The sequence below is a fragment of the Rhodococcus sp. (in: high G+C Gram-positive bacteria) genome (assembly GCF_049591685.1).
GTDB lineage: Bacteria > Actinomycetota > Actinomycetes > Mycobacteriales > Mycobacteriaceae > Rhodococcoides.
This window is the reverse complement of sequence record NZ_JBAWFH010000256.1, coordinates 1-16807: the sequence shown is the minus strand read 5'-3', so window position 1 is coordinate 16807 and position 16807 is coordinate 1. Positions and strand designations below refer to the sequence as shown.

Genomic DNA, 16807 nt, shown 5'->3' with positions numbered 1-16807 from the left:
GTGCTGCAGCAGAACCGTCGGCGTACCGTCCGGAGCAGGCGCTCGAAGGAGCAAACCCGCTGCCCCGTGCTTCCCCCAGTGCCGCGTGCCGTTCTCCCCGACTACCCACCCGTCACCGTCGCCGCGCATGCCCACCACCTTAGGTGAAGGAAGTTGGGCGACTACTCGATCGTCCACGTACGTACGGCGCCCGGAAACTTATATGCTCGGACCTGTGAATGTGGTCGGCACGACACCCACTGCTGCCGTTCCTCCCACGACGGCCGCTCCGGCATCGGAAAGCGACGCCCGGCAGGAGTTGCGACGCCTGGCGGCGTCCACCCCGGTGCGCATGATCGTCCTCGGCCTTGTGCTCGTCGTCGTCTCCCTCGTCACCGGATCGGTCACGTCCTCCGCGGTGGCCGAACGCGCCCGCACCCTCGACGCGTTGCTGATCCGCACCGAGCCTCTCGCCAATTCGGCACAGAACCTCTACGGCGCGCTGTCGGTCGCCGACGCCGCTGCCTCCACCGCATTCCTCGCCGGTGGCCTCGAGCCGCGCGAAGTGCGCGACCGTTACGCGCAGGCGATCGGCGACGCGGGCAGTGAGATCGTTCGCGCTTCCGGCGGTCTCGGCGAGGCCGACGAGGAGGCTGCGGCCGCACTCACCGAAATCGGCGCCGGCCTACCGGTGTACACCGGCCTCGTGGAGACGGCGCGCTCGAACAACCGCAGCGGCAACCCCGTCGGATCCTCGTATCTCGGTGAGGCGTCGGCGCTGATGCAGACCTCGCTCCTCCCGCGGGCCGAACGGCTCTACACAGAGCAGGCGCGACGCGTGTCGGGCGACCAGGAACGGTTCGTCAATCCGCCGGTCTACGCCATCGGAATGATCGTGGTGACCCTCGCCGTGCTGGTGTTGGCGCAGATGTACCTGTCGCGGCGAACGCACCGCACGCTCAACCCGGGTTTTCTTGCGGCGTCGGCGATGGTGGTTCTGCTGCTCGGGTGGATGCTGGTGGCCGGACTGATCTCCGCCACCGCCACCGATCGTGCGCTCACCCGCGGCGTGGGTCCGCTGCAGAGCCTGACAACGGGTTTCATCCTGGCGCAGCAAGCTCGCTCGGACGAAACACTCAATCTCATCCGACGCGGAAGTACCCTCGAGTTCAATGTCGGATTCGGCAACAAGACAACGCAATTGAAAGAGCTGTTCGAGGATGACGCGGAGATGACCGAGACGCTGGTTCGGTGGCAGCGCGCGCACGACCGTATCGACGACGCACTCGCGGTGGGCGATTTCAGCACCGCGGTCACCATCGCAACCGGTAGCGGCGTCGCCGATTCGGCTGCCGCGTTCGATCGCCTCGACGCGATGCTGACCGACGGTATCGAGCAGGCACGAACGGACCTGCGCGGTAACGTCGAGCGTGCCAAGACTTCGCTGGCCGGGTTGTCCACCGGCGCAATCGTTCTGACCATCGGCGCCTCGGCCGCTGTCGGCGTCGGACTCATACCGAGGTTGCGTGAGTACCTGTGAACCGCCTTTTCGCGCTGCTGGTATTCGCTCTCGTCGCGGTGCTGTCGGCGAGTTGCGTCTCGCCGGCCGCACTGCCGCCGGAAGCCGACGCCAGCTACACCGATCCGCCTCTGCCCGACGGTGCAGGGCCGGCGACGGAGCTGCCGCCCGCAGACGCCGCGGAAGTGCAGTGCGATCGGCCGACCGCGAGCCTTCGGCCGACTCCCGCCGGGATCGCCGCGGACACCGCACCGCCGACGCCCACCGTCGATGCCATCCGAGAGCGCGGACGCGTCACCGTCGGACTCGACACCGGCAGCAACCTGTTCAGCTTCCTCGACCCGATGACGGGCAAACTCGTCGGGTTCGACGTCGACATCGCCCGCGAGATTTCCCGCGACCTGTTCGGTGACCCGGATCGTGTCGACTTCCGCATCCTCACCTCCGCCGAACGCATCGAGGCACTGCAGGATTCGACGGTCGACGTGGTGGTCAAGACCATGACCATCACCTGCGCCCGCAAGGAGCAGGTGTCGTTCTCCACCGTGTACTTCCAGGCGCAACACCGGGTTCTGGCCGTACGCGGATCCGGTATCAACGGTGTGGCCGACCTCGCGAACCGGCGGGTGTGCGCCGTCGACGGAACGACCTCGCTGCGACGTCTGCAGAAAATCATTCCGACGGCACAGATCACGACCGCCGCGATGTGGTCGGACTGCCTGGTCGTCCTCCAACAACGACAGGTCGACGCCGTCAGCACAGACGACGCCATCCTCGCGGGCCTGGCCGCACAGGATCCGTACCTCGAGATCGTCGGCAACAGTCTGAGTCCGGAGCCGTACGGTGTGGGAATCAAGAAGGAGAGCGAGGACTTGGTTCGATTCGTCAACGGCACCCTCGAGCGCATTCGCGGTGACGGCACCTGGACCCGCCTCTACAACCGCTGGCTCACCGTCATGGGCAGCTCGCCCGGCCCTCCGTTCCCGTTGTACGCGGACTGACCGATGAGCACAACGGATCCCGAAACTCCGACAGGACGAGCAACTGCCCCGTCGGCACCCACCGACGACTCCGAGCGCACCCAGGCCGTCGAACGAACAGAAGCCGTCGAACGAACAGAAGCGGTCGAACGCACTCGGGCGGTCGAACGCACTCAGGCGACAATGGTTCCGCCTGTGCGGTCTTCGCGCACGTCCGGTCGCACCAGGTCGGGGCGCTCGCGCCGCACCGGCACCAAGCGGCGTCTGGGTGCCGGTCTCGTCGAGATCCCCCGGGTCGATCCCGTCGACCCCGCGACGGCGGTCATGTCGGATCCGACGGTGCCGGAGCGAAAGAGGTTCTGCTGGAAGTGTAATTCCGCGGTCGGTCGCGGTGACGAGGGCGCGTCGGGGACGTGCCCGCACTGTGGCTCGCACTACGATTTCAGCCCGCTGCTCGAACCCGGCGACCTCGTGGTCGGGCAGTACGAGGTTCAGGGCTGCATCGCCCACGGCGGCCTCGGGTGGATCTATCTGGCTATCGACCGGAACGTCAGTGACCGCTGGGTCGTATTGAAGGGCCTGCTGCATTTCGGTGATGACGAAGCCCACGCCGTCGCGGTCGCCGAGCGGCAGTTCCTCGCCGAGGTGGCACATCCGGGTGTCGTGAAGATCTACAACTTCGTCGAGCAGCCACGCTCCGACGGCACGAAAATCGGCTTCATCGTCATGGAGTACGTCGGCGGTCGGTCGCTGCGCGACATCCTTTCCGCGCGTGCCGACAAGAGCCGGATGCCCGTCGAGCAGGCCATCGCGTACGTCCTCGAGGTCATGCCCGCGCTGGCGTATCTGCATTCGATCGGCCTGGCGTACAACGACCTCAAGCCCGAGAACATCATGGTGACCGACGACCAGATCAAGCTGATCGACCTCGGCGCCGTCGCAGGCATCGAGGACTTCGGCTATCTCTACGGCACAGCCGGTTACCAGGCACCCGAAATCGTGGAGACGGGTCCGACGGTTGCGTCCGACATCTACACCGCCGGCCGAACCCTCGCGGTGCTCACCCTCGACATGCCGTCCACCAAGGGCAAGTACGACCCGGGCATTCCCTCACCCGACGAACACGAAGTGCTGCGGAGATACCCGTCGTTCCACCGGCTCCTGCTTCGCGCCACCAATTCCGATCCGGCGCAGCGCTTCAGCTCGGCCGAGGTGCTGGCGAGCCAGGCGACGGGTGTACTCCGGGAGATTCTGGCGTTGCAGACGGGCAGCGAGAGGCCGGGGCTGTCCACGGCGTTCAGTCCTCCGCGCACGACGTTCGGCACCGAGGAGTCCGTCGGCCGCACCGACACCTATGTCGACGGCAGGGTCCGCGGCGACCGCATCAGTGCGCGCGAGGTCGTATCCGCACTGCCCGTGCCGCTGGTCGATCCGCTCGATCCCAGCGCTCCCCTGCTCGCCGCCGCGGTGCACAGCGAGCCTCAGCAGACACTCGACTCTTTGATGCACGCCCGCCGCAACGGCATCGAGCGCTTCGCCGACGGCGCCCCCGGCGGTCTCGAGATCACGCTGGCCGAGGTCAAGGCTCACATCGACCTCGGTGATGTCGCCACCGCGGATTCGGTACTGCAGCAGGTGCGCACCGACGGCCCCGACCCGTGGCGGGTCGAGTGGTACGCCGGCCTCATCGGCCTTCTGCGCGGCGAGTTCGCCGACGCGTCGGCCCATTTCGAACAGGTTCTCGATGCCATGCCCGGCGAACTGGCACCGAAGATCGCCCTCGCGGCAAGCGCGGAACTCATCATGGAGGGCACCGCGCTCCCCGACGTCGACGAGCGCGAAAAGTGGCGACGGTGCGCGGAGTCCTACTATCTCGCGGTGTGGCGGACCAACAGGGCTGTCGTGAGCTCGGCGTTCGGGTTGGCCCGGCAGATGATGTATCGCAGCGATCCGGCCGCGGCCGTTGCCGTGCTCGACCAAGTTCCGATCAGTTCGCGCCACTACGCCGTTGCCCGCATGACCAGTGTGCTGACGCTGCTGATGGACCGCCCCGCTACCGACCTGGAAGAAGGTGATTTCCGCGAGGCCGCGCGCCGCGTGGCGATGCTGCCGAGACGAGAGCCGCGCGCCTTGCAGATGCGCACGCTCGTACTGGCCATGGCGATGGACTGGGTCCGCTCGGGTCATGCGGTGGAGGCAGAGCGAGAACCCATCCTCGGTGCACCGTTCACCGAGACGGGCCTACGAACCGGAACCGAAACGGGCCTGCGAGCACTGGCCCGCAACGCGGTCGACCGCGCCCACCGTTACACCCTCGTCGATCTGGCCAACGCGATACGGCCGCAGTCGCTGTTCTAGCGCGCCGCAACCTCGTAGGCTGCTCGGGCGATGGCCAGCTCCTCGTTGGTGGGCACCACCAGAACCGTCACCGTGGAGCCTTCCGTCGAGATGACGCGGATGTCCGTGCTGCGCTGGCTATTCCGATCGGGATCCACCTCGATGCCGAAGCCCTCGAGGTTCGCCAACGCATCCGCGCGCACGTTCGCAGCGTTCTCGCCCACTCCTGCCGTGAAGGTGAGGACGTCGAGCCTGCCGAGCGCGAGCATGTAGGCACCGATGTACTTGCGCAAGCGGTGAATGTAGACGTCGTAGGCCAGTGCGGCGTCGGCGTCACCGTCGTCGATCTGCTTGCCGAGTGCGCGGAAGTCGTTGACCCCGGCCAACCCTTTGAGCCCGGACTTCCGGTTGAGCAGTTCGTCGATGGCGTCGACGTCCATGTCGGCGCTTCGACGCAGGTGCATCACGACGCCGGGGTCGATGTCGCCGCTTCGAGTTCCCATGACCAAGCCTTCGAGTGGCGTCAGGCCCATCGAGGTGTCGATCGGTGCGCCGTCCCTGATAGCCGACGCCGAGGCACCGTTCCCGAGGTGTAGCACGATCTGGTTCGGATTCTCGTGCCCGACGAATTGCGCGACCTGCTGCGAGACGTACTGATGCGAGGTGCCGTGGAAACCGTAGCGTCTGATGCCGTGGGCGCGGGCGACCTCGCGGTCGATGGCGTAGGTGGCCGCAGCAGCGGGAAGCGCGTGGAAGAAGGCGGTGTCGAACACGGCGACGTGCGGCACGTTGGGCAACTGCTCGCGCGCCACCTCGATGCCGAGCAGATTGGGCGGATTGTGCAGCGGTGCAAGGGCACTCAACTCGGAGATCTGCTTGCACACATCGTCGCCGATGAGCGTGGGCTCGTAGAAGACCTCGCCTCCGTGCACCACACGGTGCCCGACTGCGCTGACCTCCTTGCCGAGGTCGATTCCGGCGTCGGCGAGCATCTCGAACGCGACGGACAATCCGACACCGTGATCTGCAATCTCGCGACGCTGTTCGGTTTCCTCACCCTCGTAGCTGAGAACGACGCGACCTTCGGTTTCGCCGATCTGCTCGACGAGTCCCGTTGCAATGGACGTGCCCGCTTCCGGGTCGACCACCTGGAACTTGACCGAGGACGACCCGGAGTTGACGACCAGAACACTCATTCGGCACTCCCCTGCGTCGCGAGACCCTGCGCCGCAAGACCCTGGGCTTGGATCGCTGTGATGGCGACGGTGTTGACGATGTCTTCGACGAGTGCGCCGCGGGAGAGGTCGTTGACCGGTTTGCGGAGGCCCTGCAGTACCGGGCCGACTGCTACGGCACCCGCGCTGCGTTGCACCGCCTTGTACGTGTTGTTGCCGGTGTTGAGGTCCGGGAAGATGAACACCGTTGCGCGACCTGCGACGTCGGATTCGGGGAGTTTGGACTTCGCCACCGACGGCTCGATCGCCGCGTCGTACTGAATGGGCCCTTCCACCAGGAGTTCGGGATTGCGTTCGCGCACGAGGCGAGTGGCCTCGCGGACCTTGTCGACGTCCGCGCCGCTGCCGGAGTCGCCCGTTGAATACGAGAGCATCGCGACGCGCGGTTCGATGCCGAACTGCGCCGATGTCACCGCGGACGAGATAGCGATGTCGGCCAGTTGCTTTGCAGACGGATCGGGCACGATGGCGCAGTCGCCGTACGCAAGAACACGGTCCGACAGGCACATCAGGAAGATGCTGGACACGGTGTCGACACCGTCGGCTGTCTTGATGATCTCGAACGACGGGCGGATGGTGTGCGCGGTGGTGTGCGCGGCACCGGAGACCATACCGTCGGCAATTCCCTTGTGCACCATCATGGTTCCGAAGTACGAGATGTCGGACATCACCTCGCGGGCCCGTTCGATGCGCATGCCCTTGTGCTTACGAAGCTCCGTGTATTCGGCGGCGAAGTCCTCCGCGTAGTCCGAGGTCTTCGGATCGAGCACCTGGGCATCGCCCAGGTCGACCCCCAGTTCGGCTGCGCGCCTGCGGATCGGGCCTTCTTCGCCGAGGATGGTGAGCTGCGCAACCTGCCGCTGCAGCAACCGTCCTGCCGCCCGGAGAATCCTGTCGTCGCCGCCCTCGGGGAGCACGATGTGCTTGCGATCAGCACGCGCGCGGTGAATCAGCTGGTACTCGAACATCTGCGGAGTGGTGATCGACGGGATCGCCAGCTCGAGCCGATCGAGGAGCGCTCGCGCATCGACGCGCTGCTCCATCAGAGACAGAGCGGTGTCGACCTTGCGTTGCGATCCGACGGCCACGCGGCCACGCACCTTGGCTGCGGCGGAAGCGGTGTCGAACGTCCCCAGCTTGGTCGTCAGAATCGGCAGGCGCGGTCCGAGCCCGGCGACGAGTCGGGCAATAGCGGGGTGCGGCTCGATGCCGCCGTTCATCACGATGCCCGCCAGCGACGGGAAACCCTCCGCGTCGTGCGCATTGACCAGGGCAAGCAGTACGTCCGACCTGTCGGCCGGTGCGATGACGACCACGCCTTCGGTCAGGCGCTCGAGAATGTGCTCGGCCGTCATGCCACCGACCATGACGCGCAACGCTTCTCGCTGCATCAGTTCCGCATCACCACTGTAGATTTCACCGTCGACGGCCTCGAGCAGCTCGGCCATCGTCGGCGCGATGAGCAGTGGGATTTCGGGCAGGCTCCACGCGGGCACGCCCAGTGGTTCCAGCGCGGTGGTGATCTCGTCGAGCTGGTCCGGATCACATCTGTTGGCGACGATCGCCGCGAGATGCGCGTGATGCTGACGAAGCTCGGCCAGGCACAGCTGCGCCAGCTGCCCGACCTCCTCGGCCGACCGCTCGGACCCCCGGAGCGCCAGCAGCACCGGAGCGCCGAGATTGGCCGCGATCCGCGCATTGAAGCTCAACTCGCTGGGGCTACCGACGTCGGTGTAGTCGCTGCCGACGATGACCACCGCGTCGCACTGCTCCGCTACCTCGTGGAAACGCGAGACGATCTCCCCCAGAGCCGCATCGGGATCGGAATGCACCGCCTCGTAACTCACACCGAGGGACTGCTCGTACGACAGGTCGGCCGTCGTGTGATCGATGAGTAGTTCGAGAATGTAGTCGGTTTCGGTGGTCGACCTCGCGATCGGCCGGAACACTCCGACACGCGCCGCCGATGCGCACAGCATCTGCAGCACTCCCAGTGCGATGGTCGATTTACCGGTGTCGCCCTCGGGTGAGGCGATGTAGATGCTCGAAGCAGGCTCGGCCATGCCAGCCAGCGTAGCGGGTACCGGTGTTGACAGACGGTGTTGCGCTGGAGTCAGATCGACCATGACTGAATCACCGTTTCCCGACGTCCGCTGGGGCAGCGAAACCAGCATCATCCGCAAACCCGCAGTCGCGTTCGCGGCAACCAAGCCGGGGTCGTGGGTCATTCGCAACCTCGCAGGCGTCGACCGCAAGCTCCTCGAACGAACCAACGGACGGTTCACCATCCTGGGGCCCATCGCCGCGCCCGTCGTCCTGCTCACCACGACGGGCCGCAAATCCGGCAAGCCCCGCACCTCACCGCTGCTGTACTACCGCGAAGGCGACCGACTGTTCGTTGTCGGCAGCAACTTCGGTCAGCAACACCACCCGGCGTGGACGTCCAACCTCCTCGCCGAACCCCGCGCCACCGTCGCCATCGGAGGCAAGAAGATACCGGTCACCGCCACACCCGTCACCGGGCCGGAGAAAACCAGAATCTACGACGCCTTCAACGACATGGTCCGGGTCTACGGGGAGTACAAAAATCGCACGGACCGCGACATGCGTTTGTTCGCGCTCTCAGCCGATTGATCCCCCGCCCGCCCACCCACCCCCGGCATCGATGGCCCATCGCAACCGTCTAACCGTTGATATGTGACATCGATGCCAGGGGGTGGGGAACGACCGTCCGGCATCGATGGCCCATCGCAACCGTCTAACCGTTGATATGTGACATCGATGCCAGGGGGTGGGGCGACCGGACGCTAGCCCAACTTCCGCAGGCGTGGGGCGAGGTCGCTTTCGAACAGTTCGAGGAACCGCTTCTGGTCGTGGCCGGGTGCGTGGAAGACGAGGTGGTTGAGTCCGGCGTCGGTGTATTGCTTGACCTTTTCGACGGCTTCGTCGGGGTCGGAGGCGACGATCCAGCGCTTGGCGACCTGCTCGATGGGCAGTTCGTCGGCGGCTTTTTCCATTTCGATGGGGTCTTCGATGGAGTGCTTTTGTTCGGGCGTCAGCGACAGGGGCGCCCAGAAGCGGCAGTTCTCGAGGGCGAGCTCGGGGTCGGTGTCGTAGGAAATCTTGATTTCGATCATCTTGTCTATTTCGCCGGCGTCGCGTTCGGCTTTGGCTGCGCCTTCTTCGACGGCGGGGAGCAGTTTGTCGGTGTAAAGCTCCATGCCTTTGCCGGAGGTGCAGATGAAGCCGTCGCCTGCGCGTCCGGCATAACGGGCGACGACAGGTCCGCCTGCTGCGATGTAGACGGGGATGCCGCCGTCGGGTACGTCGTAGATCGAGGCGCCCTTGGTGGTGTAGTAATCGCCTTCGAAGTCGACGCGGTCTCCGAGCCACAGTTCACGCATCAGCCGTACCGATTCACGCAGGCGGGCGAAGCGTTCTTTGAAGTCGGGCCATTCGCCCTCGAAGCCGGTGGCGATTTCGTTGAGGGCTTCGCCGGTGCCGACGCCGAGCATGATGCGCCCGGGGTAGAGGCAGCCCATCGTCGCGAAGGCCTGGGCGACGACGGCGGGGTTGTAGCGGAAGGTCGGTGTCATCACCGAGGTGCCGAGCTGGATGTTCTGGGTGCGTTCTCCGACGGCGGTCATCCATGCGAGCGAGAACGGTGCGTGTCCGCCTTCGTGGCGCCAGGGCTGAAAGTGATCGCTGACCGTCGCCGAGTCCATGCCGTGTTGTTCGGCGAGGACGCCGAGTTCGACAAGCTCACGCGGACCGAACTGCTCCGCCGACGCTTTGTACCCGAGCTTCAAAGCCTGTGTCACGCTCTACTCCCTCGTCGTATCCCGATAGTGCCTCGATTGTGCACTTCGCCGCGAAGGTCCCGGCACACTGGACCGACTTACGAGATGCCGATGACGGTGACCACTGCGGTGAGGACGGCCACGCTGCCGATGCCGACTGCGAAGAACCACAACTCCTTCGAATCCGGCATCGGTGCGCCCGCTTCGAGGGCGCGGCGCACCTGCCGCCATCGTCGTAAACCGATGATCGACGCCGATGCCGCCATGACGATGAGCGCGAGCCCGAGCGTCGTCCTGACCCATCCGGTGCTGAAATCGGGCACGAGGTGCACGATCGCGATGCCTCCGGCGAGGAGTCCGAGCGAGGTCCGCATCCAAGCGAGGAACGTGCGTTCGCTGGCGAGGGTGAAGCGTTCGTCGGGACGGGTTGCGGGGTCGTCGGTCACAGGCTCATCTTCGCTCACTCGGCGCGGGCAGGCGTGCGGACGAGGGTGATCTTTGTTCGCTGACGCAGTTCGAAGCCGATGGAGAGGTACAGGCGGATGGCTCCGACGTTGTTTCCGGAGGTGTGCAGAAACGGCTCTTCACCGCGTTCGCGGATGCCGTGGCCGACGGCCCGAACCAGTTCGGTGGCCAATCCACGCCCTCGGTGCGACGGCGCGGTACACACGGCACTGATTTCGGTCCAGCCCGGCGGGTGCATGCGTTCGCCGGCCATGGCGACGAGCTCGCCTGCGTCGCGGATTCCCAGATAGGTACCGAGTTCGAAGGTGCGGGGAAGGAACGGCCCGGGTTTGGTGCGCTCGACGAGATCGAGCATTTCGGGAACGTCCGAGGCGCCGAGAACGACGGCGTCGGGGTACGGCCGGGTCTCGAGCCGGGTGCCGACGAGTTGGACCAGGTCGAACTCGTCGACAGGCGTCCACCCCGGCGGGAGGCTGTGTTCGACACCTTGCAGCGACACGATCTCGCCCGGCCCGAACAGTCGAAAGATGTCGTCCCAGTCCTCGTTCTCGACGACGGGCGGGTGCAGCAGGAACGGCGAAACCTCGGGATCGAAGCGGATGCTGCGACCGAGCGGGCGCGCGAAGCGGGCATGAGCGCCGAACAGCGACGCGCGGACGGGATCGTCGAGTGGGTGGACGCTCACGAGTGTGCCTTTCTGTTTTCCTGATGCAACCACTTCTGCAACTCCGACGAGAAGCGCCGTGTTCCCAACTGCCGTGTTCCCAACTGCCGGCCGATATGGGGGAAACCGTTTCACAGCGCGGTCGGACGGAGAACTATCGACGGTGACATCCCATCGAGGAAGCAGGAGCCACACACAATGAGCGACAATATCTACCGCGTCACCGAGATCGTCGGGAGCTCCACCGAGAGCACGGACGACGCTATTCGCAAGGCGATCGCACGGGCGAACACGACGCTGAAGAACCTCGACTGGTTCGAGGTGGTGGAGACCCGCGGACACATCGAGGAAGGCACCGTCGCGCATTTTCAGGTGACGATCAAGGTCGGTTTCAAGCTGGAGTGAGGCACTTGTGTGCTGGAGGTGCGGCCGGCAGTCGACCTGCTAGCCGGCCTCGATCAGCAGGACGCCGCCGATGATCAGAGCGATGCCGGCGCATCATGGGACGAGCACGAACTTGCCTCGCGGATGGTCGTTCTTCAGTTCCTCGTGTGCCCGGGCAACGTCGTCGAGCGGAAAGGTTTTGGCGATCGGGACGGTGAACTCGCCTGCCCCCGCCGCCTGTACCAGCGCCAGACGCGCCTTCTTGCGTCGTGTCGCGCTGTCGGGGTCGCCGCCGCCCACCGTCTTGAATCCTGCTTCCGCTGCGCGCCCGAACGCAGCGGTGGAGACGATGCGTGCCGTGTCGGCCACGAGCGCCAGCGACACGTCCACTGCCTCGTCGGTACCGACGGTGTCGATCGCGACGTCGAAGCCGGACGGCGCCAGCGCCTGCACCCGTTCGAGCAGTCCGTCGCCGTACTCCACCGGCTCGGCGCCGTAGGCACGCAGGGCATCGTGGTTGACGGCTCGGGCGGTGCCGACGACGCGGGCGCCGCGGGCGATCGCCTGCTGGACGACGATGGATCCGACGCCGCCGGCCGCGCCGTGCACCAGTACGGTCTCGCCGCTCGACACTCCGGTGACCTCGAGAAGGTCGTTGGACGTGCCTGCAACCCCGAGCAACCCCGCTGCTTCCTCCCAGCTCAGCGATGCGGGCTTCGGCAGGATCGCGTCGGCGGGCACCAAGAGTTTCTCGGCGTACGTACCGCTGCCGGTCACGATGACCTCGTCGCCGACGGAAATGGAGCCGCCCGGGCCTTCGACCGAGTTGCCGACGGCGACGACGATGCCGCTCGCTTCGCTACCGAGATGCAGCGGGAGTGCGGACTCGTCCGTTCCGAACGCGCCGCTGTAGAACTTGTAGTCGAAGGGGTTGACGCCGATGGCCTCGACCTCGACGAGTACCTGACCTGCCGCCGGTTCGGCTACTACCTCGTCCACGATCGCCAAGACTTCGGGCCCACCGAATGCTGTTGCTACCGCTACGCGTGTCATGCCTGCAGTCAACTTTCGAACCGACCCCGTTGTTCCCGCCGAGCCGAATCCCTCCGGCCGAACCCCTCGGACATCGGGCGGGTAGCGCACAATGGTGAGGTGACCGAACTGGACGAACCGCAGCAGTGGACTTATTTGATGGACATGGACGGTGTACTCGTCCACGAGGATCATTTGATTCCCGGTGCCGACGCGTTCGTCGCCGAACTGCAGGCGAACGGCATTCCGTTCATCGTGTTGACCAACAACTCCATCCGGACTCCGCGGGATCTGCGTGCGCGGTTGGCGCGCACCGGTTTGGACATTCCCGAGAAGTCGATCTGGACGTCTGCGTTGGCGACGGCCAACTTCCTCGGTAACCAGCGGCCCGGTGGAAGTGCTTATGTCGTCGGCGAATCCGGCCTCACGACAGCTCTGCACGACATCGGTTACGTGCTCACCGATTCGAGTCCGGACTACGTCGTGCTCGGCGAGACACGTACATACTCGTTCGAGGCCATCACCACGGCCATCCGGTTGGTGGAGAAGGGCGCTCGCTTCATTGCAACCAATCCCGACGCCACCGGCCCCTCCCGCGAGGGTTCGCTGCCGGCCACCGGGTCCGTCGCAGCGTTGATCACGAAGGCAACGGGCAAAGAGCCGTACTACGTCGGCAAGCCGAATGCTCTGATGATGCGGTCGGCGTTGCGCGCCATCGGCGGGCATTCCGAGAGCACGCTGATGATCGGCGATCGCATGGATACCGACGTGCTCTCCGGGCTCGAGGCGGGATTGCAGACGATCCTGGTACTCACCGGCATCTCGACGACGACGTCGGTGGAGGGCTATCCGTACCGACCGACGAAGGTGATCAACTCCGTGGCCGACCTCGTCGGACGCACGCAGTCGCCGTTCTGATGAGCCCGGTGTCGTTCGTTCTGTCGCGACACGACTACAGCATCGAGGCGCGTGGCGTCGACCGCGCGTTCACCTCTCCGATGGACGCAGTCGATGCCGTTCGAGTCGGCCATGCCGTGGTCGGGGCGCTGCCGTTCGACGTTGCTGGTCCCGCAGCGCTCGTCGAACCGACCGAAGTGCTTCGATCCGACGGCCCCTGGCGCGCTGCCGCGCGGCTTGCATCGTTGCCACCCGTCCGCATCGGGGATCAGGTGCCACCCGCCGACGTGCACGTCGAGCGGGTGCGGGCACTCGTCGAGTCGTTGCGGCGAGGATCGGCTCGGAAAGTCGTGCTGGCGCGATCGCTGCAACTACACGCCGACCACCCGATCGATCCGCTGTCGTTGTTGACCGCACTGGTGAACGGCGATCCCCTCGGCAACGGCTACGCCGTCGACCTGTCCCCCGCCGGCGACGATTACACCGGTAAACACCTCGTCGGGTCGAGTCCCGAACTGCTGGTACGACGCCGCGGCCCGAAGGTCACGTGCCATCCGTTCGCCGGAACTGCCGCTCGCAGTGACGATCCCGTTGCCGACGCCGAAATCTCCGAACGGCTCGCGGCCAGCGCGAAAGACCTGGCGGAGCACCGCTTCGTCGTCGACGAAATTCGGGCTGCCCTTGCGCCGCTGTGCTCGGACATCGACGTGCCGGAAACGCCTCAGCTGAGCAGCACTCCGCAACTGTGGCATCTGAGCACCCCGATCACGGGTGTCCTGCGCGACCCGGCGACGACCGCGCTCGAACTTGCTCTGGCGCTGCATCCGACGGCCGCCGTTGCCGGGGTTCCCCGCGCCGCCGCGATGGATGCGATCTCTCGTATCGAGGGTCCGCGAGGCTTCTACGCGGGTGCCGTCGGATGGACCGACCACCGCGGCGACGGCGAATGGATGGTCTCCATCAGGGGTCTCGAGCTCGCCGCCGACGGACTGCACGCGGTGGCGACGGCCGGCGGCGGCATCGTCGAAGCGTCCGACCCCGACGCGGAACTAGCCGAGACAACAGCGAAATTCCGAACCATCCTCGGCGCGTTCGGAATCCGCTGACGCATCAGCTCAGCGCACGGTCCAGATCCGCGAGCAGGTCTTCGATGTCCTCGAGCCCGACAGAGAGCCGAACGACACTGTCCGAGAGACCCACTGCTGCACGGCCTTCGGGACCCATTGCGCGGTGGGTCGTCGTCGCGGGATGCGTCACCAACGATTTCGAATCACCAAGATTGTTCGAGATGTCGACGACGCGCAGCGCGTCGAGCAGCCCGAACGCGCGCTTCTTGCCTTCGCCCTCCGGCGCTTTCAACGCGAAGGTGATGACGGTGCCGCCGCCCTTCATCTGCCTCTTCGCCAACTCGTACTGCGGGTGCGATTCGAGATACGGATACTTCACCCATGACACTGCTGGGTGCTCTTCGAGGTACTTCGCGATGGTCGTCGCCGACTGCGTCGAATGCCGCACCCGAATGGGCATCGTCTCGAGTCCTTTGAGGAGAGTCCACGCGTTGAACGGACTCAACGCGGGCCCGGTGTGACGCATCAGCGTTTTTACCGGCCCGTCGATGTACTCGGTGCTGCCGAGGATGGCGCCTCCGAGCACCCGGCCCTGACCGTCGATGTGCTTGGTGCCCGAATACACGACGACGTCGGCGCCGAGGCCGAGGCTGTCCTGTAGCAGGGGCGTCGCAAAGACGTTGTCCAACACCACCTTTGCGCCCGCCGCGTGCGCAAGCTCGGACACCCGCACCACGTCGACCAGCGACTGCATCGGGTTCGACGGAGTTTCGAAGAAGACAGCGGTTGTCGGCACGGACAGCGCCTCTTCCCACTGGTCGTTGTCGTCGCCGTCGACGAACACCGTCTCCACACCCCACCGCGGCAAAATCTCGTTGCACACCACGAAGCACGACCCGAACAGGCTCCGCGCAGCAACGAGACGATCGCCCGCCTTCAACAGGGCACCGAGCGCTGTGAACACCGCGGCCATCCCGCTCGAGGTGCCGAAACACGCCTCCGCACCATCGACGAGGCGCAGCCGCTCCTCGAACATCTTGACGGTGGGGTTGCCGTAGCGCGAATAGACGAAATGATCGATCTCACCGGTGAAGGCCTGCTCCGCAGCTGCAGCGCTCTCGTAGACGAAACCCGACGTCAGATACAGCGCCTCGGCATTCTCGCCAAATCCCGACCGCATCAAGCCGCCGCGAACGCCGAGCGTCCCCCTGCCCACACCCTCCGGCAACGGCTTCTCGAAACCCCCGCCGTGTGGAATCCCCTTGTCGCTTCGCTCCTGCCCGCCGCGCGGATTCCCACTCACGACTGCCTCCACGGCAGTCCGACTGCACGCCATCCCGCTGCACCGCGGTGGCCGTCGGAATTGGTTGCGCCTTCGAAACCGTCGAGCACGTTGTACGACGGGCCGATACCTGCTGCGGTGGCGGCCTCGGCGGCTCCGATGGATCGCTGGCCGGATCGGCACAGGAACACGACGGGGCGGGGGCCGTCCACTCCGGCTTCCTTCAGCTGGTCGACGAAGCTCTCGTTACGAGCGCCGTCCGGGTAGCGGACCCACTCGATGAGGTGCGTCGGGCGCTCGATCGACGACGTGTCCGGCACACCCACGTACTGCCATTCGGCATGCGTGCGGACGTCGACCAGTACTGCTTCGGGATCGTCGCGCAACAGCTCCCACGCTGCCTGCGGCGTTATGTCACCTGCGTAGCTCACCGGCTCAGCCTCCCACAAATAGCGTTCTCGACAACTGGAGCATCGACGATTCGAGGCGCAGGCCGCTCAGACATTGCAGACCAGCCACTTCTCGTCGACGCGCACGAAGTTCCACGTCTCACTCGACGTGGCGCCGGACTTCTCCAGCTTCGTCGGCACCGTGACGATGCCGCGATCACCGTTGATCTCGTAGTCCGTGGGCGGGCCGTCGACGACGAGCTTGCCGTTCTCGGCGACGTCCGCGGCGCGCGCCGAGGCGTAGTCGGCGTCCGATCCGGTGATCAGTTGCGCCAACTGCTCCTGGCACGTCGTCGACTTCAGTAGTTCGACGTCTCCGTCGTTCTGGGCGTCGACGAAGTCCTCGATGCTGTCCGTCAGCAATTGTGCCTGCGTCACGTTGTCCTCCGCGGGTGCGAACTGTGCAGCGAGGAAGATACCGGCGAGGAGTGCGACGGCGATGCCGACGGCAATGAGGAACGGCCACGGGGTTGCAGGGCGTCGTTCACCCGACTCGGCGGCCGCGGCGGACGCATTGTTCTGCGCTTGCTCGCGGCTGTCGACCCACTGTTGCCTTCGTTCACGCCAGGACGCCATGACCACGATCTTCCTCGGTGCGTCGGCTAGCGGTGCTGTCGGGGTCCGACCGTATTGCTGGGCCGGGGTCCGACCGTATTGCTGGGCCGGGGTCCGACCGTATTGCTGGGCCGGGGTCCGACCGTATTGCTGGGCCGGGGT

Annotated in this window: 16 protein-coding genes and 1 pseudogene; 7 read left to right on the top strand and 10 right to left on the bottom strand. The window is 65.8% G+C overall.

The window, feature by feature from the left end:
* Positions 1 to 129, bottom strand: a pseudogene (locus tag WBQ44_RS10880) (NUDIX hydrolase); the annotation flags it as partial.
* 85 nt (positions 130 to 214) lie between these two features.
* Between WBQ44_RS10880 and WBQ44_RS10875 the strand changes: the two are divergent.
* From WBQ44_RS10875 to WBQ44_RS10865, 3 genes are read left to right on the top strand one after another with little or no spacing between them, the layout of a single operon-like run.
* Positions 215 to 1519 (top strand): GlnX family signal transduction membrane protein, encoded by a 1305-nt coding sequence (locus WBQ44_RS10875; RefSeq protein WP_495566700.1) that lies wholly within the window; start codon positions 215 to 217, stop codon positions 1517 to 1519.
* Positions 1516 to 2499 carry a glutamate ABC transporter substrate-binding protein gene (locus WBQ44_RS10870; RefSeq protein ID WP_495566699.1) on the top strand — a complete coding sequence of 328 codons (984 nt, stop codon included), beginning with the start codon at positions 1516 to 1518 and terminating at the stop codon, positions 2497 to 2499. The genes WBQ44_RS10875 and WBQ44_RS10870 overlap by 4 nt, the downstream gene beginning before the upstream one ends.
* A gap of 3 nt (positions 2500 to 2502) precedes the next feature.
* Positions 2503 to 4836: a serine/threonine-protein kinase gene (locus WBQ44_RS10865; protein ID WP_495566698.1), complete on the top strand. Its 2334-nt coding sequence runs from the start codon at positions 2503 to 2505 to the stop codon at positions 4834 to 4836.
* Here WBQ44_RS10865 and WBQ44_RS10860 read toward each other — a convergent pair.
* Positions 4833 to 6011, bottom strand: coding sequence for an acetate kinase (locus tag WBQ44_RS10860; RefSeq protein ID WP_495566697.1), 1179 nt, complete (start codon positions 6009 to 6011; stop codon positions 4833 to 4835). The two genes, WBQ44_RS10865 and WBQ44_RS10860, sit on opposite strands and share 4 nt — an antisense overlap.
* Complete coding sequence (gene pta, locus WBQ44_RS10855; RefSeq protein WP_495566696.1) at positions 6008 to 8113, bottom strand: phosphate acetyltransferase; 2106 nt, start codon at positions 8111 to 8113, stop codon at positions 6008 to 6010. Before pta ends, WBQ44_RS10860 begins: the two co-directional genes overlap by 4 nt.
* Before the next feature lie 61 nt (positions 8114 to 8174).
* On the opposite strand from pta, the gene WBQ44_RS10850 reads away from it, so the two are divergent.
* A complete protein-coding gene (locus tag WBQ44_RS10850) occupies positions 8175 to 8684 on the top strand; it encodes a nitroreductase/quinone reductase family protein (protein WP_495566695.1) in 510 nt (169 codons plus the stop codon).
* A 173-nt stretch (positions 8685 to 8857) separates the two neighbouring features.
* Here WBQ44_RS10850 and fgd read toward each other — a convergent pair whose 3' ends face one another.
* From fgd to WBQ44_RS10835, 3 genes are all read right to left on the bottom strand, one after another.
* A complete protein-coding gene (fgd, locus tag WBQ44_RS10845; protein WP_495566694.1) occupies positions 8858 to 9871 on the bottom strand; it encodes a glucose-6-phosphate dehydrogenase (coenzyme-F420) in 1014 nt (337 codons plus the stop codon).
* A 77-nt stretch (positions 9872 to 9948) separates the two neighbouring features.
* Complete coding sequence (locus WBQ44_RS10840; RefSeq protein ID WP_495566693.1) at positions 9949 to 10296, bottom strand: YidH family protein; 348 nt, start codon at positions 10294 to 10296, stop codon at positions 9949 to 9951.
* A gap of 14 nt (positions 10297 to 10310) precedes the next feature.
* The gene (locus WBQ44_RS10835; RefSeq protein ID WP_495566692.1) at positions 10311 to 11000 is read right to left on the bottom strand and encodes a GNAT family N-acetyltransferase; all 690 of its coding nucleotides are present in this window, start codon (positions 10998 to 11000) and stop codon (positions 10311 to 10313) included.
* A gap of 177 nt (positions 11001 to 11177) precedes the next feature.
* Here WBQ44_RS10835 and WBQ44_RS10830 point away from each other — a divergent pair, with 177 nt between their 5' ends.
* A complete protein-coding gene (locus WBQ44_RS10830; RefSeq protein WP_495566691.1) occupies positions 11178 to 11384 on the top strand; it encodes a dodecin in 207 nt (68 codons plus the stop codon).
* Positions 11385 to 11477: 93 nt separating this feature from the next.
* On the opposite strand, the gene WBQ44_RS10825 is transcribed toward WBQ44_RS10830, so the two are convergent.
* The gene (locus WBQ44_RS10825; protein WP_495566690.1) at positions 11478 to 12416 is read right to left on the bottom strand and encodes an NADP-dependent oxidoreductase; all 939 of its coding nucleotides are present in this window, start codon (positions 12414 to 12416) and stop codon (positions 11478 to 11480) included.
* A gap of 138 nt (positions 12417 to 12554) precedes the next feature.
* Here WBQ44_RS10825 and WBQ44_RS10820 point away from each other — a divergent pair, with 138 nt between their 5' ends.
* A complete protein-coding gene (locus WBQ44_RS10820; RefSeq protein ID WP_495566701.1) occupies positions 12555 to 13313 on the top strand; it encodes an HAD-IIA family hydrolase in 759 nt (252 codons plus the stop codon).
* On the top strand, positions 13313 to 14398 hold the full coding sequence (locus tag WBQ44_RS10815; RefSeq protein WP_495566689.1) for an isochorismate synthase: 1086 nt from the start codon (positions 13313 to 13315) through the stop codon (positions 14396 to 14398). The genes WBQ44_RS10820 and WBQ44_RS10815 overlap by 1 nt, the downstream gene beginning before the upstream one ends.
* A 4-nt stretch (positions 14399 to 14402) precedes the next feature.
* Here the strand turns inward: WBQ44_RS10815 and WBQ44_RS10810 are convergent, their stop codons facing one another.
* From WBQ44_RS10810 to WBQ44_RS10800, 3 genes are all read right to left on the bottom strand, one after another.
* On the bottom strand, positions 14403 to 15662 hold the full coding sequence (locus WBQ44_RS10810; RefSeq protein ID WP_495566688.1) for an O-succinylhomoserine sulfhydrylase: 1260 nt from the start codon (positions 15660 to 15662) through the stop codon (positions 14403 to 14405).
* Complete coding sequence (locus WBQ44_RS10805; protein ID WP_495566687.1) at positions 15659 to 16072, bottom strand: rhodanese-like domain-containing protein; 414 nt, start codon at positions 16070 to 16072, stop codon at positions 15659 to 15661. Before WBQ44_RS10805 ends, WBQ44_RS10810 begins: the two co-directional genes overlap by 4 nt.
* Positions 16073 to 16138: 66 nt before the next feature.
* Positions 16139 to 16807, bottom strand: a 669-nt coding sequence (locus tag WBQ44_RS10800) for an Rv0361 family membrane protein (RefSeq protein ID WP_495566686.1), incomplete at its 5' end; no start/stop codon positions are given.

Excerpts from the sequence above, each read along its gene's own strand:
- WBQ44_RS10860 (WP_495566697.1), bottom strand. The coding sequence starts at position 6,011 with ATGAGTGTTCTGGTCGTCAACTCCGGGTCGTCCTCGGTCAAGTTCCAG.
- WBQ44_RS10815 (WP_495566689.1), top strand. The coding sequence starts at position 13,313 with ATGAGCCCGGTGTCGTTCGTTCTGTCGCGACACGACTACAGCATCGAG.
- WBQ44_RS10820 (WP_495566701.1), top strand. The coding sequence starts at position 12,555 with ATGGACATGGACGGTGTACTCGTCCACGAGGATCATTTGATTCCCGGT.
- WBQ44_RS10825 (WP_495566690.1), bottom strand. The coding sequence starts at position 12,416 with ATGACACGCGTAGCGGTAGCAACAGCATTCGGTGGGCCCGAAGTCTTG.
- WBQ44_RS10865 (WP_495566698.1), top strand. The coding sequence starts at position 2,503 with ATGAGCACAACGGATCCCGAAACTCCGACAGGACGAGCAACTGCCCCG.
- WBQ44_RS10850 (WP_495566695.1), top strand. The coding sequence starts at position 8,175 with ATGACTGAATCACCGTTTCCCGACGTCCGCTGGGGCAGCGAAACCAGC.
- WBQ44_RS10830 (WP_495566691.1), top strand. The coding sequence starts at position 11,178 with ATGAGCGACAATATCTACCGCGTCACCGAGATCGTCGGGAGCTCCACC.
- pta (WP_495566696.1), bottom strand. The coding sequence starts at position 8,113 with ATGGCCGAGCCTGCTTCGAGCATCTACATCGCCTCACCCGAGGGCGAC.